The 14,549-nt window shown below is 56.7% G+C and carries 12 protein-coding genes; 4 read left to right on the top strand and 8 right to left on the bottom strand.

Annotated elements, in window-relative coordinates:
* Nucleotides 1–505: 505 nt before the first annotated feature.
* The gene (locus tag KTJ78_RS08785) at nucleotides 506–1,504 is read left to right on the top strand and encodes an ATP-grasp domain-containing protein (RefSeq protein WP_217134668.1); all 999 of its coding nucleotides are present in this window, start codon (nucleotides 506–508) and stop codon (nucleotides 1,502–1,504) included.
* A gap of 203 nt (nucleotides 1,505–1,707) precedes the next feature.
* Here KTJ78_RS08785 and KTJ78_RS08780 read toward each other — a convergent pair whose 3' ends face one another.
* The 4 genes from KTJ78_RS08780 to KTJ78_RS08765 are packed head-to-tail and all read right to left on the bottom strand — an operon-like array spanning nucleotide 1,708 to nucleotide 6,846.
* Entirely contained in the window at nucleotides 1,708–2,289 is a 582-nt protein-coding gene (locus KTJ78_RS08780) for a hypothetical protein (protein WP_217134666.1), read from the bottom strand.
* A 20-nt stretch (nucleotides 2,290–2,309) separates the two neighbouring features.
* Nucleotides 2,310–3,362, bottom strand: a complete 1,053-nt coding sequence (locus tag KTJ78_RS08775; RefSeq protein ID WP_217134664.1) for a sugar-transfer associated ATP-grasp domain-containing protein — start codon at nucleotides 3,360–3,362, stop codon at nucleotides 2,310–2,312.
* Nucleotides 3,347–4,480 carry a CDP-glycerol glycerophosphotransferase family protein gene (locus KTJ78_RS08770; RefSeq protein WP_217134662.1) on the bottom strand — a complete coding sequence of 378 codons (1,134 nt, stop codon included), beginning with the start codon at nucleotides 4,478–4,480 and terminating at the stop codon, nucleotides 3,347–3,349. Before KTJ78_RS08770 ends, KTJ78_RS08775 begins: the two co-directional genes overlap by 16 nt.
* On the bottom strand, nucleotides 4,477–6,846 hold the full coding sequence (locus tag KTJ78_RS08765) for a sugar-transfer associated ATP-grasp domain-containing protein (protein WP_217134660.1): 2,370 nt from the start codon (nucleotides 6,844–6,846) through the stop codon (nucleotides 4,477–4,479). Before KTJ78_RS08765 ends, KTJ78_RS08770 begins: the two co-directional genes overlap by 4 nt.
* 258 nt (nucleotides 6,847–7,104) lie before the next feature.
* Between KTJ78_RS08765 and rsmD the strand changes: the two genes are divergently transcribed.
* The gene (gene rsmD / locus KTJ78_RS08760; protein ID WP_217134658.1) at nucleotides 7,105–7,731 is read left to right on the top strand and encodes a 16S rRNA (guanine(966)-N(2))-methyltransferase RsmD; all 627 of its coding nucleotides are present in this window, start codon (nucleotides 7,105–7,107) and stop codon (nucleotides 7,729–7,731) included.
* Nucleotides 7,732–7,810: 79 nt separating this feature from the next.
* Here rsmD and KTJ78_RS08755 read toward each other — a convergent pair whose 3' ends face one another.
* From KTJ78_RS08755 to gabT, 3 genes are all read right to left on the bottom strand, one after another.
* Nucleotides 7,811–8,014 (bottom strand): cold-shock protein, encoded by a 204-nt coding sequence (locus KTJ78_RS08755; RefSeq protein ID WP_217134656.1) that lies wholly within the window; start codon nucleotides 8,012–8,014, stop codon nucleotides 7,811–7,813.
* Nucleotides 8,015–8,397: 383 nt separating this feature from the next.
* Entirely contained in the window at nucleotides 8,398–9,864 is a 1,467-nt protein-coding gene (locus KTJ78_RS08750; RefSeq protein WP_217134654.1) for an NAD-dependent succinate-semialdehyde dehydrogenase, read from the bottom strand.
* 27 nt (nucleotides 9,865–9,891) lie between these two features.
* Nucleotides 9,892–11,232 carry a 4-aminobutyrate--2-oxoglutarate transaminase gene (gabT, locus tag KTJ78_RS08745; RefSeq protein WP_217134653.1) on the bottom strand — a complete coding sequence of 447 codons (1,341 nt, stop codon included), beginning with the start codon at nucleotides 11,230–11,232 and terminating at the stop codon, nucleotides 9,892–9,894.
* Nucleotides 11,233–11,402: 170 nt separating this feature from the next.
* On the opposite strand from gabT, the gene KTJ78_RS08740 reads away from it, so the two are divergent.
* Entirely contained in the window at nucleotides 11,403–13,001 is a 1,599-nt protein-coding gene (locus KTJ78_RS08740; RefSeq protein ID WP_217134651.1) for a PucR family transcriptional regulator, read from the top strand.
* Here the strand turns inward: KTJ78_RS08740 and thiL are convergent.
* Nucleotides 12,949–13,902 (bottom strand): thiamine-phosphate kinase, encoded by a 954-nt coding sequence (gene thiL / locus KTJ78_RS08735; protein ID WP_217134649.1) that lies wholly within the window; start codon nucleotides 13,900–13,902, stop codon nucleotides 12,949–12,951. The genes KTJ78_RS08740 and thiL overlap by 53 nt on opposite strands.
* Before the next feature lie 53 nt (nucleotides 13,903–13,955).
* On the opposite strand from thiL, the gene KTJ78_RS08730 reads away from it, so the two are divergent.
* Nucleotides 13,956–14,546, top strand: coding sequence for a DUF3515 family protein (locus KTJ78_RS08730; protein ID WP_369808045.1), 591 nt, complete (start codon nucleotides 13,956–13,958; stop codon nucleotides 14,544–14,546).
* The last annotated feature ends 3 nt before the right edge of the window (nucleotides 14,547–14,549 follow it).

The raw sequence follows: 14,549 nt of genomic DNA, 5'->3' as shown, positions 1-14,549 counted from the left end.
GAAAGCCAAACGCTGAAGGGTCGGAGAACGGTTAAGATCGCCCATTTCTCTCACCTTGTGAACCCTTCATCTCCAGGGGAACATGCGCTGTCCAGCTGACCTGCGCAGATAGCCAGTGTTCCCAGCTGAAACCCCAACAAAGCTGTAATGCGACGTGACCACAGTGATGCCTGTAGACGACACGCTTTCTTTGAGCCTCATTTCGGAACTTGAAAATTCAGAACTTATCCACACACAGCATTATAAGGCCAGGTCGATTGACCAAATTGCCAATTTTAGCGGACAAATAGGCAATGAATTCGATCTAAATGATGTCGTATAAGGCATCCTCGACCGTCACGCTCAGGCCACGCCTGAGGAATGCCGATTAGCAAGCATGAGGTAATCTTCATCCGAATAGAAACAAAATTGGAATGTAGCGTTTAAGAAGTTAAGCAATCATATGGCTAGGGATTTATACTGAGTAAGTTTGCAAGTGCTGCGATATTGAAAGAAGGCTTCTTCTGTGAACTACCCGCTCCAAGAGACACGTGCAAAGATGCGTACGCTCGGTTTAAAGCCAAATATCTACAACAACAGCGTTGTAGCAGCCGAAGCTTTCAGAAGAGACATCGAAGTCACAACGATAGGCAGTGGTGTGCGTCTAAACATGCGCCACGGAGATATAGAACACTTTTGGCGACTAGGTTCCAACAGCCTAAACACCGAACTCGCAATCAAATGTTCCGACCTTAAAGAGATAACGAGTAGGCTATTACGCGCTTCAGGTATTAATGCCCCTGAGAACGCAGTCTTTGAATCACACGATGCAAAGCGAGCCTGGGCGTGGGCGGAACCAGTAGTACCCGTCGTAGTAAAGCCAAAGAACGGGTTACAAGGAACCGGCGTATTTGTTGATATAGATACTTGGGAAGACTTTTCACAAGCCTTCGAAACTGTGGCAAGTATGAAAAATGAAGTTCTCGTAGAACGTTTCCATCCTGGTAATGATCACAGGGTCTTAGTCATCAACAATAAGGTTGTTGCCGCAACCCGAAGATTCCCCGCAAACGTATGCGGTGACGGAATATTAAACATAAGTGAACTTGTTGAGGCGAAAAACAAGACTCGTCGTTTCATTCACAAGAAACTGACGATTGACGGAAGTGTGCATAGGCACCTTCAAAAAGAAGGCAGAACACTGTCCACAATTCCTAAAGCGGGTGAGATTGTTTTCCTCAGAGGTACTGCCAACCTCCACACCGGAGGAGATGCCATGGACGCGACCGACTCTCTCACAGAGGAGCAAATCACGCTAGCAGAAAATGCTTCTCGCGCAATCCCAGGGCTATTAATTGCCGGGTTCGATATTCTCTTACCCGACAGTCCGAAAGGGAAAGCTTCCGTTCTTGAAGTCAACCAGAACCCAATGATTTCCATGCATCACTACCCATGGATCGGGGAGCCCAGAGATGCCGCATCAGCCGTATTGAACGCTATGTTTCCCGAGACCAACTTAGCCTAGCCTCTATCGGTGATAGAAGTCGGACGCTTTAAAAAGCCTCGCAAATACAAATGATTTTATCTGCTGCTGGAAGGCACTATTTTTTGCTACCCTTTAACTTTAATCAGAACGCTGCAAACCTAGGTACTTACCCCTGGAGCATATGAAGCTTTGCCGAGAAGCCTCAATAAACGATTCGAAATGCATTTTTTGAAACAGAACAGCTACATGGGCAGGTTTAGAAAAGCTTCAAGATCGCTTGGTGAATTAAAACCGGCGGTCTCACCATCGAGACGATAGAAGTTGTGTGATATCTGTTTCTCAGAGAACGGGAGGCTCTCATATGACTGATATACCTGCCAACCAATGCATGATGTGATCTCGCCAGCCAGAAATAGCTCTCGAACTCGAGCCAAATGATAACGCAGAGTCTGCGGCGCAGCCGACTTCACCGCCACGATTGATGTAGGGTCACCAAAGAATGCGATCTCATCAACAGTGTCGCTCAAAATTTTCTCGACCGCACTGTCTTGGTAACAGGTGTCACCGTACAAGAAACATACATTGTCAGTGATGAGTTCAGGCGCAAATCTGTCTATCTCAAGCTCGTTCACTTTGGGGGCGTGTAGCCGAGCGCCCTCTGTCTCATACGCAGGATTACTCGAAGAGATAATCACATCAGCGTCAGGCTCCCGTTCAAGAATTTGGCGAGTAATTCGGTGAAGCAATGTCTCACCATTGATCGTGATGAGATGTTTCGGGATACCGAGGTGACCGCCCCAACGCATTCCTTTTCCATTAGCCATGATGACGTACCGAGTATGGCTCACGCGATTACTCCGTGGGCTCGATAGAACTCTCCAAGCTCAGCGTTTCTTTGCGGCCCCCAGATTTGGATAATGTTCACGCCCGAAGACGTATTGGCTTCGATCACGCACGGCCCTTCAGAAGTCAACAGGATGTCCCACGCAACAAATTGCAGGTAGGGCATCTCTCGAGCAGCCGCGAGTACCTCTTTCAACATCGCTGGCCACTCTGGCAACGCTGTTCCCTGAATAGGCTCCCCAGAATCAGGGTGACACTCATACACATCATGGTTCCAAAGCGTGCGAGCCTCTGACAGCTTCCCTGAATCAACATCAATTTTTGAGACCAGGCCACCCCGGCTTCCATTATCAACCGGAACAGTTTCAGAAGTTCCGATCCTCAGCACGGCAAACATGGGTGAGAGTTCACCACTTCGAGGGTCGCGAACCGTGATGAGGCGAATCGTGTTCGTCGTGTGTGGGTATATACGTGAGAGCATCGGGTGTTGCTCGACGCTTTCCGAGAGGAACCAGCCATCAGACGCAGCGAATAACGCGTCAATGTCTGCAACGCTTGCTGGTCGGCGATCAATGAGATAGCTGTCTGCCTCATAATCGAGTCGAGCGACCCCCTGCCCCCGGCCAGACCCGATGGGCTTCATGAAAAGCGAGCCTTCTCGCCGCAAAACCGTGAGCACCTGCTCTGTTGAAGAGAGAGCGTCGGGCTGCTCATACGAAAAGAGCCGATGCTTGTTCTTCACAAAGAAGGTCTTCGGCACACGAACTCTGTGGTGAATGATCTCTGCCGCAACAAGCTTATTGTTCAGCATCGCGTCGAAGGGTTCATTAATTGAGCGAGAGCGATACCAGTCGAACTCTGAGAGGTACTCACGTTTCTTCGCTCTGTTGAGGCTATAGAGCGCCACTTGGTCGCTCACGAACCCACCAAAGATTGCATACCGAACCTTCTTGACGAAGGGAACGCCAAATCGATTGGGTGCTAGGAGGATTCGTGTGATCCACAGGTAACAGAGCTTGGCACGGCGCAGGTTGCGTTTCAAGAAATCGCGCACAGACCCCCCTCTCGATAAATATGATCAACCAATGCTTTAGTCGAACTCCCCGGATTAGGAAATACAAATTTCTCTTTGTAACGCCGCAAATCGGCCGTGGGATACTCACCAAGCAAACTTGCGGCAAGCTTGTTAGCCTCGCGGAACACAGACCGAGGCATCTCTTTCCCCGGATCGATGTTAGTGCCGCTCTCGTGCATATATTGATCGTAGTCATACATAAAGTAGTACGTAGGCAGATCGAGAAGCGCACCCTCAAGAGCGATTGACGAATAGTCAGTGACAAGCACATCAGCGACAGTTAAAAGTTCTGGGCCGGTGAAGTCAGGGCACGTGAAGAACTCACCCTCTGGGAGCAATAAATGATCATCTTTGTGGCTGCGAATAAGCAGATGAAATTTGTCTCGCTCGATCGCCTCTGCGAGAAGCTGGGCTCCAGGAGAAGGAGTGCTCGATCGTCGAAACGTGGGGGCATACATGATGACGGGTTTGCTCTGCAGTTCAGGGTAGCGAGCAAGCACCCGCTGCGCGATCGATTCCCTACTGTTAATGAGATAATCGGCGCGTGGCAAACCGATGTTCAGGAGCTGTGCTTCTTCAACGCCAAAGGCTTCGCAATAGGCCTCGTTCCAGACAGGCGCGCCAGCCACAACGTAGTCATACCCCTCATGCATTCTCAAACTCGAGGCAAGAGCGCGAGACCGCCCCTGGGTCTTACCGACCGCTTGTAGCCCCGTCTTCTTCATTTTTCCGAGGGAATGCCACATTTGGTACACCACAAGCTCTTCGCGGTGATTGAGTAGCGACACTGCGGGCCAGTACGAATCAAGCATGCATACCTTAGCGGTCGCAAGATGAAACACACTGCGCAAAAGAACAGGGGTGAACCGTAAGGTCGCGCGCCACCCTCCTTCGAATCGCTGAGTAAGCACAACAATCTTCACGTCAGCATGCCGGCTTTCAAGTTCATCCTTGAGCATCGCGAAATCTCTCGGGATGGTGTCTGAATGACGGCCTAAAAAGACGATTTTACAAGGGTCAACACGCGTGCACCGTTTGAGAATCGTGTACTGCAGCGTCATCACAACCCGCAGCAGCATGCTCAGAATGGTTTTCATCGTGCCTCACGCTTGGGTAATGAGATCAGTCTTCGTGCTGGTTTGACGTCGTAGCCAAAGGTGCGCTTTTTCTGCTGCAATCTCGATAGGAGGTACCCAGTGGTTTCTTCAGTTAGACGCTCGATGCGGGGGTAATCAGGAAACCTGTTGATTTCAGGGAGCTTAAACCCAGACTCGGTGATGGCAACATCAAAGCCGAAATATTCAAGTTGAGGAATTGAGCTCGCAATGCGCAAGACCTCGCGCTTTGCGAGTTCCCAGTTGGGAATGGTGCCAGCGATATACACCGCGGTATCTGGATGATTCGGGCAGGGGGTGACTTTACCGTGATCAAGCACCTGTGCATTACCGTATTCACCAGTCTCAGTATCGATCTCGGCTAGCATACCGCCGACAGAGGTGTTGTCGACAAAGCCAGATTTCTTCGACCCAATGCGCAAATAAGAGTTACCGATCGTCGGTGTCACCCCGTCTGCTTTAAACACAATCATTCGAATCGTGTTTACTGAGTCTGGGTAAATACGTGCGAGCTCAGAGTGCATCTCGATGAACTCAGTAATGAGGTACTGATTCTTCGGGTTCATAAGAATATCGAGTACCGCTTGCTCGGTCACCGGTTCATTGTTCAGCGAGTAGCCCCGCGCATCGTAGCTCAGGCGGTAGAAACCCTCTCCGTGAGAGCCCTCGTCTGGCTTAAGCGCAAGAACTCCCTTTTCTCGCGCCAATCGTAAAATACCTTCGAACGAGGGCTCGGCGTTTTCGGGGCAATCCATCATGGGCACCACATGGTTTTTGGCCCCCTGCATGCTCGTATAGAAATAGTAGTCAGGCAAGTACTCGCTGAAGTCTGCAGCAACATATTTGATGCTGATCTTATCTTCGAGCCAGTACCTATATTTCGTGTTGATGTGCCGTAGCCAGCGGTACTCGAGATCTGAGATGAAGCTCGTTCTGTTTTCTGGGGTAATGCCATACTGTGGCACCCGGTACGAGAGAAAACCATGCCTGTAGGCCCATAGTTTCGTTTTCACCGAGATCCCGCTGGTCTGTGTGAAGTCGCGGCGCATATCGCCCAACCACCGCACCGACTGATATGGCACGATACCCTTCGGGTACACAGCCAGAGCAAAGAATTTTCTCGTCGTGAATTTTGCGTTTCTCATCCACTTCATCACACGAGTTTTCAAAGACATCGTTTCTGTCTTTTTCTGCGAGATACGGTCACGAAGAAACGCAACCGTATCGGGCGAATACGGCGTGTGGTGACTGTAAGCGGGGCGGGCTGAGACTCCCGTAATGATCGGCCCGTCGCCAGTCTGAACTATGCGGTACTGCACAAACTCAAGTTGGGGCGCAAATCGGCCCAGTGTTTCAAGCCTGCGAACGATTTCTTCCCAGCACGAAATAGTGCCCGATGTTGGAATCAGATCGACCGAGGGACATTCATTGACAAGGGCTCCTGCATCAAGGCGATGCCAACGTTCGTAGGAGCCTGTTTCATGGTCAATAACGCTGACATATTCGTCTCGGTTCAGCGTCTCGGCTATACCTGCGGTTTCTGCCGTCTTATGAAGCTGATCGCGGCTGTCAAGCTCGTCAAAGATCACCAGGCGGGCTTCAGCAACCCTGGGTCCCGAGCCTGCCGGGTTCATCATGGTGATATGGATCTCTTCGGCGGGCTTCGCCGGCTCAGCATGTTCTGTCAGAACAAAGAAGTTCTTCGATACAAGCCGGGAAATAAGTGTAAAGAACTGGTCATCACTATATCGACGGCCTTGCCACAGGAAGTGCTCATCAACGATGACAAGCTCTCCCTGCTCACCACGACCCCAAGCGACTGAGCAGAGCCTCAAAGAGCCTCGATCGCGCACAAATCCCTTGAGACTCTCAAGAGATGGTCCATACTCTTGCGCTTCGTCGCTCAACGCGATGACGTGCAGTTGGTTGTCTCGTCGCAAAAAATGGTAGTGCACCGGCTCAAACCATTCAGTGAATGGCGCAAAGACTGTGAGGGTTGAAACTCTATCTCTCACCCACTTGGCATATTTCCCGTTGAGAGGTTGCACAAACGCATAATCGCGCTCAGAAATAAAGGCTGAGAGGTTTTCTTTTGAGATGTCAAGATTTCGCACGGTCTCGGGAAGAAAACCCCATCGATGGGCCCGACGACGCACTGGCCTGCTTACATCTCGGTTATATCGACGGTCGAGGTCAGTTCGTTTGATCCAGTATCGGCCCATCTGGGCCGTGAACCCCTGAGCCCTCAACTGGAAGGCGCGTGTTTTGAGCCAAAACCATTCAAAGCCGGATGGCTCGTTCACGTTCGTCTGCCCCTGCTTGTGCGAACTGATCTTGCTGTCGGTCATGCCTTACTGGTTCCCACAATTTCCGCACTCACGACGCACATGATTCCACTCTTCTTCACAGGGCAACGTTTCGTCACCCATCTCCGACAACAGTTATATAGTCTATCTACCTAGAGCAGAGAGAGCGAGTTACTCTGGGCCACGTTCTGAGCCCTGGCTCTGCGAGAAGCCCGCTTGAAGACTCTCGTCCATCACCGCTCTCCCCTGACGCGGCGAGACACGCGCGGCTTTGTCACCCCGAGCCGGTACCATGCCTGTATGACTCGCATCATCTCTGGCAAGGCCGGTTCGCTCAGGCTCGACGTGCCCCAGGCCGGCACACGGCCCACGAGCGACCGCGTGCGCGAGGCAATCTTTTCGGCCCTCGAGGCGTGGAACATGGTTGACGGGGTTCGGGTGCTCGACCTCTTCGCCGGCAGCGGGGCGCTCGGCTGTGAGGCCGCGAGCCGCGGCGCAACGTCGGTCGAGCTCGTCGAGAAGCACCCACCAGCCGCGCAGATCGTACAACGCAACGTCGGCCGGCTCGTGACTGCTTTAGGCGGTGACTCGGCCACGCAGATCAGGGTTCACCGGCAAACCGCACGCGCGTTTCTCGACGGCGCGGCCCCATCGCTTGAGGGCGCTGCTGACGGGGTGTGGGACGTGGTGTTCGTCGATCCGCCATATGATTTTTCTCAGGGCATGCTCGCAGAGCACCTCGCGGCAATCGTGCCCTTCGTGTCTCGCGATGGCCTCGTCATGGTCGAGCGCAGCACCCGTGACGGCGAGCCAGAGTGGCCGCAGGGCCTGACGCTCTTCAAGGAGCGCAAGTACGGCGAGACGACGCTGTGGTGGGCCGAGCGAAGCGACCGCGAGCAAGACGATGCCGAGGACCCTCAGGGCTAAAGCCCCCTGCCCCACAAACAAAACAGCGCGGCGGGCAACTGAGGGTTACTCAGCTGCCCGCCGCGCGGTCAGTCACGCCTTAGAGTGCGCGAATCGAAGCTGCCTGAAGGCCCTTGGGGCCCTGCTCTACCTCGAACTCAACCTTCTGGTTCTCTTCGAGGCTGCGGTAGCCCGAACCCGTGATCGCGCTGAAGTGTGCGAACACGTCGGCTGAACCATCATCGGGTGCAATGAAGCCGAAGCCTTTTTCAGAGTTGAACCATTTGACGGTGCCTGTAGCCATGTCGTCATTCCTTACTTACTATTGTGGATCACAGATGATCCGATAAACCGAGCCGACGGCGTCGCCACGGGGTCTAAAAAACGAGTGTGAGCGACAACCCTCAGCGAGCGTTCGGCGGGAGCGCAGACGATGCGCTCTAACACGGCGGAACGAGAGCCGGTGAAAGGTAAAGCACTAAAGATGGGTGTATCAATTCATTCAGCCGCCTGCACTCTCGCGAGCAAAAGCGGGTTGTAACTATTCAGCGCAAGTCAACAGAATGATACGAATTGCATCCCCCTGCCAATACTTGGCACCGGTTTCATCTTACACGCAGAAGGGCGCCGGTGTGAATCATTTTTTCATGACTCACACCGGCGCCCTGTGCTAAGGAGTGAAAGAACCTAGCGAGGAAGAACGGTGTACTTCTTCGAGAGGAACTCCTGGATTCCTTCAAAGCCGCCCTCGCGGCCAATGCCCGACTGCTTCATGCCGCCGAACGGAGCCGCTGCGTTTGATGCGAGGCCCGTGTTGAGCGCCATCATGCCGCTCTCGAGCTTCTCGATCATGCGGTGGCCGCGGTGAATGTTCTCGGTGAAGACGTAGCTGATGAGACCGTATTCGGTGTTGTTTGCGATCTCAACGGCCTCGTCTTCGGTGCTGAAGCGAATGATGCCCAGCAGAGGCCCGAAGATCTCTTCACGCATGATGGCCGACTGCGGTGACAGGTTGTCGACCACGGTGGGCTGGAAGAAGTTTCCGGGGCCCTCAATGATCTCGCCACCGGTAACGACGGTTGCGCCGGTATCGACCGCATCGGCTACGAGGCGCGCGGTGTTCGCCACGGCCTTGTCGTCGACGAGTGCACCGATGTCGTAGCCCTCTTCAGCGCCACGGCCAACCGAGAGCTGCTTAACGCGGTCAGCGACGCGTGACGCGAACTCATCGGCGAGTGACTCGTGCACGATGAAGCGGTTTGCCGCGGTGCAGGCCTGGCCGATGTTACGGAACTTCGCGACCATCGCACCCTCGACCGCGCGGTCGAGATCGGCATCTTCAAACACGATGAAGGGGGCGTTGCCGCCGAGCTCCATCGAGGTGCGCAGCACGTTCTGAGCGGCTGCTTCGAGCAGCTTCACACCAACGGGCGTTGAACCCGTGAACGAGAGCTTGCGCAGACGGGTGTCTGAGAGCAGCGCGCTCGACTGAGCGCTCGACTTCGAGGTCTGCACGACGTTCACGACGCCGGCGGGAACGCCAGCCTCTTCGAGCAACTGCGCGAAGAAGATCGTCGTGAGCGGGGTGAGCTGAGCCGGCTTGATGACCACGGTGCAGCCGGCAGCGAGTGCCGGAGCGATCTTGCGGGTCGCCATTGCGAGCGGGAAGTTCCACGGCGTGATGAAGTAGCACGGGCCTACAGGCATGTGCGACACGATCATGGTGCCGGTGCCCTCGGGGTTGTTGCGGTAGTCGCCCTGTACGCGCACGGCCTCTTCCGAGAACCAGCGCAGGAACTCGCCACCGTACACGACCTCGCCACGTGCCTCGGCGATGGGCTTGCCCATCTCCATAGACATGAGCAGCGCAAACTCTTCCTTGCGCTCCATGAGCAGGTCAAACGCACGACGCAGAATGTTCGAGCGCTCGCGGGTTGGCGTTGCCGCCCACTCGCCCTGCACCGCTACGGCCGCGTCGAGAGCGCGCACCGCGTCTTCAACGGTCGCGTCAGCGATCTGCTTGATGACCTCGCCCGTTGCCGGGTCGATGACGTCGATGAGCTGACCCGATGCCGAGTCTTGCCATTCACCTGCAATGCTGAGGCCAGATTGTACGCGGCCCAGCAGCTCTTGTTCTTTTGCGGTAAGTGCCATTGGTATCTGCTTTCTTCGAAGCGCGGGTTACGCGCTTACCTTCATTGCTTCTGCGATGACACCGAGGCCCTCGAGCAGAAGCTCGTCTGAGATGGTGAGTGCTGGCAGGAAGCGTACCACGTTGCCGTAGGTGCCACAGGTGAGCGTGAGCACACCGTTGTCGGCGCAGAACTTCGCGATGTGCGAGGTGAGTGCTGCGTTAGGCTTCTTCGAGCCTGACTCGACGAACTCGACGGCCATCATGGCACCGCGGCCGCGAATGTCGCCAACGCGATCGTCGGTCTTCTGCAGCTCGGCGAAGAAGTCGGTGATGATCGTTTCGATCTTCTGTGCACGTTCGAGCAGACCGTCTTCGAAGTAGGTCTCGATCGTTGCGAGTGCTGCCTCGCACGCAATGGGGTTACCGGTGTAGGTACCACCGAGGCCGCCCGCGTGAGCCGAGTCCATGATCTCTGCACGGCCGGTTACTGCCGAGAGTGGCAGGCCGCCAGCGATGCCCTTTGCGGTGGTCACCATGTCGGCTGCGAAGTTTGAGTACTCAGCGGCGAACATCTTGCCCGTGCGAGCAAAACCGGTCTGCACCTCGTCGAGGATGAAGACGACGTTGTTAGCGGTTGCCCACTCCTGGAGTGCCGGCAGGAAGCCTGCGGCAGGCTCAATGAAGCCGCCCTCGCCCTGGATGGGCTCGATGATGATCGCTGCGAGGTTCGCTGCGCCAACCTGCTTCTCGATCTGCGAGATGGCTACCTCTGCCGCGTCTGCGCCTGAGAGCTCGTCGCGGAAGGGGTACGAGGTGGGTACGCGGTATACCTCTGAGCTGAAGGGGCCAAAGCCGTCTTTGTAGGGCATGTTCTTTGCGGTCATGCCCATGGTGAGGTTCGTGCGGCCGTGGTAAGCGTGGTCGAAGACGACGATGCCGTTCTTCTTCGTGTAGTGGCGAGCGATCTTGATCGCGTTCTCCACAGCCTCTGCGCCTGAGTTGAAGAGCGCTGAGCGCTTCTCGAAGTCACCGGGAATGAGCTCGTTGAGCTTCTCAGCTACCTTCACGTAGCTCTCGTAAGGGGTCACGGTGAAGCAGGTGTGGGTGAACTTTGCAACCTGGTCCTGAACCGCCTTAACCACGCGGGGTGCTGAGTTGCCAACGCCGGTCACAGCAATACCCGAGCCGAGGTCGATGAGCGAGTTGCCATCAGCGTCAACCATGACACCGTCGCCAGCGGCAACGGTGAATACCGGGAGGGCAACGCCGACGCCGGCTGCGACTGCGCTGTTCTTGCGTGCGAGCAGTTCTTGCGACTTCGGGCCAGGAATAGCGGTGACGAGCTTACGCTCCTGTGGCAGTGATGGTCCGCCAAGAATTTCAGTCATGATGACCTCCCTAGTGAGTATGAGTTGTTGATCACGACCAGCGTACGACCAGGGCAGCCACACACCAATGCGCCACAGTGTCGAAAACGATAGAATTATTACGACACCCTGTCGATTGCGACGCCGGTGTCGAAATTCAGTCACGAGCGACACGCCGGAGGCCCACCCACATGCTCACGACCACCCCCACAACACACCAGCACACGATCACGCTCGGCGACATCATGTCGAGCTACGAACTCGGTCTCGTCATGATCGCCGGCCAGAGCGAAGAAGCGGCCGAAACCCCGGTGCAGTGGGTGCACTCGAGCGAGCTCACCGATCCCACCCCCTTCCTCACTCCGCGCACCGTGTTGCTCACGACTGGCAGCCAGTTCACAACCGAGCTGAGCGACGAACAGGCCCGTGACTATGTCGAGCGGCTCCAAGAGGCAGGCGTGAGCGCCCTCGGCTTTGCCGTCGAGATCATGCACGACCGCATTCTGCATCCACTCATCGCCGCCTGCGACGAGATGGGCCTCCCCCTCTTCCGCGTGCCCTACGACACCCCCTTCATCGCGATCACGCAGCTCGCGACCCGCCAGATCGCGGCGATCGGCTTCGAGCGCGAACGCTGGAGCCTCGAAACCCAGCGAGCCATCTCGCGCGCCGCGCTGCGCCGGCTCGGGCTCACCGCCGCGATCGACGAGCTGGCAACCCGCCTCGGCCGCTGGGTCACCCTGTCAAATGCGAGGGGGATCCTCATTCATGCCTCTGGTGCGGCCGGTCGCGAGCACACGAGCGCGCCGTGGATCGTCGCCGCCATCAGCGAGATCGGAGAGCGCGGAATACGCGCCAACGTCACTAGGCAGCACGAGGGTGAGCGTGTTCACTTACAGACCGTGGGTGGCATCGCTGGGGTGCAGGGCATCATCGCGGTCGAGAGCACGCAGCCACTCGACCACGCAGAGCACAGCGCGCTCGAGCAGGTGGCAACGCTCGCCGCACTGCACTTCGAACAGCATCGGCAGCTCTCGTCAGGCCGCTCGCAACTGAAGAGCGCGGTGCTGACGCTCCTCCTGAGCGGAGAGACCGAGACTGCCCACGAGGTGAGTAGCGCGTTTCAGCACCACCTTCCCGAGCACGACATGACACTCTTCTTCTTCGGCGACACCTCTTCGCTCTCGAACGAACGGTTCGAGCAGTTACAAACCTTCGCATCGCAACTCACCGAAGTGCTGCTCGGCGCGCACGACGAGGGCCTTATTCTCGTGACCCCGCCGAAGCACCGGGCGCGTCTCAGTAGCTTTTGCCAGTCGCTCGGCATCTCTGCCGGGCTCTCGAAGCGCCATCCGCTCGCCGAAATCGACATTGCCCTTACCGAAGCGAGAAGTGCGTACCGCTACGCCAAAATCGACCGCTCTGAAAAGGTCGTGCACAGTTTCGAGGCGGCAATGAGCGAGGGCGTCACGTCGCTGTTACGCGAGAGCGAAAGCGCCGCCGAGCGCGCCCGAGAGCTACTCTGGCCACTCAGTGAGCACGATGCCAGGCACGGCGAGATGCTGACCGCAACCCTTGAGGTGTGGCTTGAGCATCACGGGCAAAATAGCCCCGCAGCGACCGAGCTCGGAGTGCACCGTCACACCGTAGCGAGCCGCATCAAACTCATCGGCGAACTCCTCGGGCGCGACATGCACGACCCCTACGACCGGGCAGACCTGCTCGTTGCTCTCTCACTCATCGGTTCTGAAACGGATCCCACCCCGCAGGCTTCACTGACTCACCGTTAACGAGCAGCGCCTCACCGCGTTCACGCACCACGCCAATCACGCAGAACCCTGGAGGCAAGGGCTTCCCTTCGGGAAAGGTCGCGAGAAAGCCGTGGTCTTCGCCGCTGTGGAGGAGCGCGCGGAGACTCACCACGACTCCGTCTTGCACACCAAAGTGTCGTGTAAGCGCAGCCCCGTCAAGATCAATCGTGACGTCGCTTGCCCGGCCGAGCCTCGCAGCGTCAAGGCTCAGCCCGTCAGAAACATCCATCATCGCGGTCGCATGAAACTCGCTCGCTTCGAGCCCTGAGGCAATCGGGGTGACCGGGGTAAGCTGCGCTCGCACCTCGCGCGGCGCGAACTCCCTAGCCCTGGGCCCGTGAGCGAACAGAGCGGCCAGCCCGAGAGTCGAGAGGCCGAGCTCACCGGCGTACGCGACCTGATCACCAACCCGTGCACCACTGCGCTTTACCGGGGCTTCGCCTCGAAGATCGCCCAGGGCTGTCACAGCACACACGAGTTCGCTCGCGTGTGCGAGATCACCGCCCGCCACAGCGCACCCTGGGGCTGCGAGATCGAGCGCGTTCTGCACTCCCCGTGCGATGCCTTCAAGCAGCGAGACCTCAGTGTCGTCGGGGCACGCGAACGCAATTGTGAGCGCGACCGGGGAGGCGCCCATCGCGACGACGTCAGAGAGATTCGTCATCGCGAGTTTCCAGCCAAGTTCTTCGGGCTGAGTCCAGTCGAGCCGAAAATCGTGACCCTCGATCATCGTGTCGGTGGTCACAACCGAAGCCCCCGAAAACTCGACCACAGCGCAGTCGTCACCGGGCCCGAGGGTTACCGACGATCCGCCTCGAAAATGGGGCAAAATGCGGGCGAGTACCGCGGCCTCGCCGAGCGCTCCTACCGTGTCTGTCATACCCTCAACGCTAGCTCATGAAACGGTTCAGCTTTATGAATTAAGGTTGAGACGTGCGTCACAGATCATTCACCACCCTCTTGGCCTCTGCGGGTGCAGCAACCCTCTTCGTGGGTTTTCTCACCGGCTGCTCCGTTCGCGAGGTGCCGATGCACCCGGCCGAGAATGCGAATGACCCGGCGTGCGCCGACGTGATCGTGCGACTTCCCGACGAAATTGGCGAACTCAAACGCCGCAACACGAACGCCCAGTCAACCGGAGCGTGGGGCGACCCAGCGGGCGTGCTGCTGTACTGCGGCATCGAGCCCTCTGGCCCTACGACCGACCAGTGCGTCAGCGTGAACGGCATCGACTGGATCATGGACGACTCTGAGGCGCCACTCTTCAGGTTCGAGGCCTATGGCCGCGAGCCCGGCCTCGAAATCATCATCGATTCGAATCTCTCAAGTGGCTCAGTCATTGCTGAGTTTGGCGCCTCTGTATCGCAGCTGCCGCAGGTGCGTCAGTGCACCAACGTGAGCGACAGCCTGGACTTCACCGGTACCTCTGACGAGAGCCCAACAGAGCCAACTGACGACGCTCCCGCCAAGAAGTCTCCTGCCGAAGAGGCTCCCACCGAAGAAGCACCGACCGAAAACGAGTAGCCG

It is taken from the genome of Leucobacter chinensis, assembly GCF_019049105.1.
Classification (GTDB): domain Bacteria; phylum Actinomycetota; class Actinomycetes; order Actinomycetales; family Microbacteriaceae; genus Leucobacter_A; species Leucobacter_A chinensis.
The sequence above is the reverse complement of the archived record's forward strand: the minus strand, read 5'-3'. Positions and strand labels throughout refer to the sequence as shown.

What these genes read in the sequence shown, in the direction of transcription:
- KTJ78_RS08780 (WP_217134666.1), bottom strand. Translation starts at nt 2,289, where the DNA reads ATGGCTAATGGAAAAGGAATGCGTTGGGGCGGTCACCTCGGTATCCCG.
- KTJ78_RS08770 (WP_217134662.1), bottom strand. Translation starts at nt 4,480, where the DNA reads ATGAAAACCATTCTGAGCATGCTGCTGCGGGTTGTGATGACGCTGCAG.
- KTJ78_RS08765 (WP_217134660.1), bottom strand. Translation starts at nt 6,846, where the DNA reads ATGACCGACAGCAAGATCAGTTCGCACAAGCAGGGGCAGACGAACGTG.
- rsmD (WP_217134658.1), top strand. Translation starts at nt 7,105, where the DNA reads ATGACTCGCATCATCTCTGGCAAGGCCGGTTCGCTCAGGCTCGACGTG.
- KTJ78_RS08755 (WP_217134656.1), bottom strand. Translation starts at nt 8,014, where the DNA reads ATGGCTACAGGCACCGTCAAATGGTTCAACTCTGAAAAAGGCTTCGGC.
- KTJ78_RS08750 (WP_217134654.1), bottom strand. Translation starts at nt 9,864, where the DNA reads ATGGCACTTACCGCAAAAGAACAAGAGCTGCTGGGCCGCGTACAATCT.
- gabT (WP_217134653.1), bottom strand. Translation starts at nt 11,232, where the DNA reads ATGACTGAAATTCTTGGCGGACCATCACTGCCACAGGAGCGTAAGCTC.
- KTJ78_RS08740 (WP_217134651.1), top strand. Translation starts at nt 11,403, where the DNA reads ATGCTCACGACCACCCCCACAACACACCAGCACACGATCACGCTCGGC.
- thiL (WP_217134649.1), bottom strand. Translation starts at nt 13,902, where the DNA reads ATGACAGACACGGTAGGAGCGCTCGGCGAGGCCGCGGTACTCGCCCGC.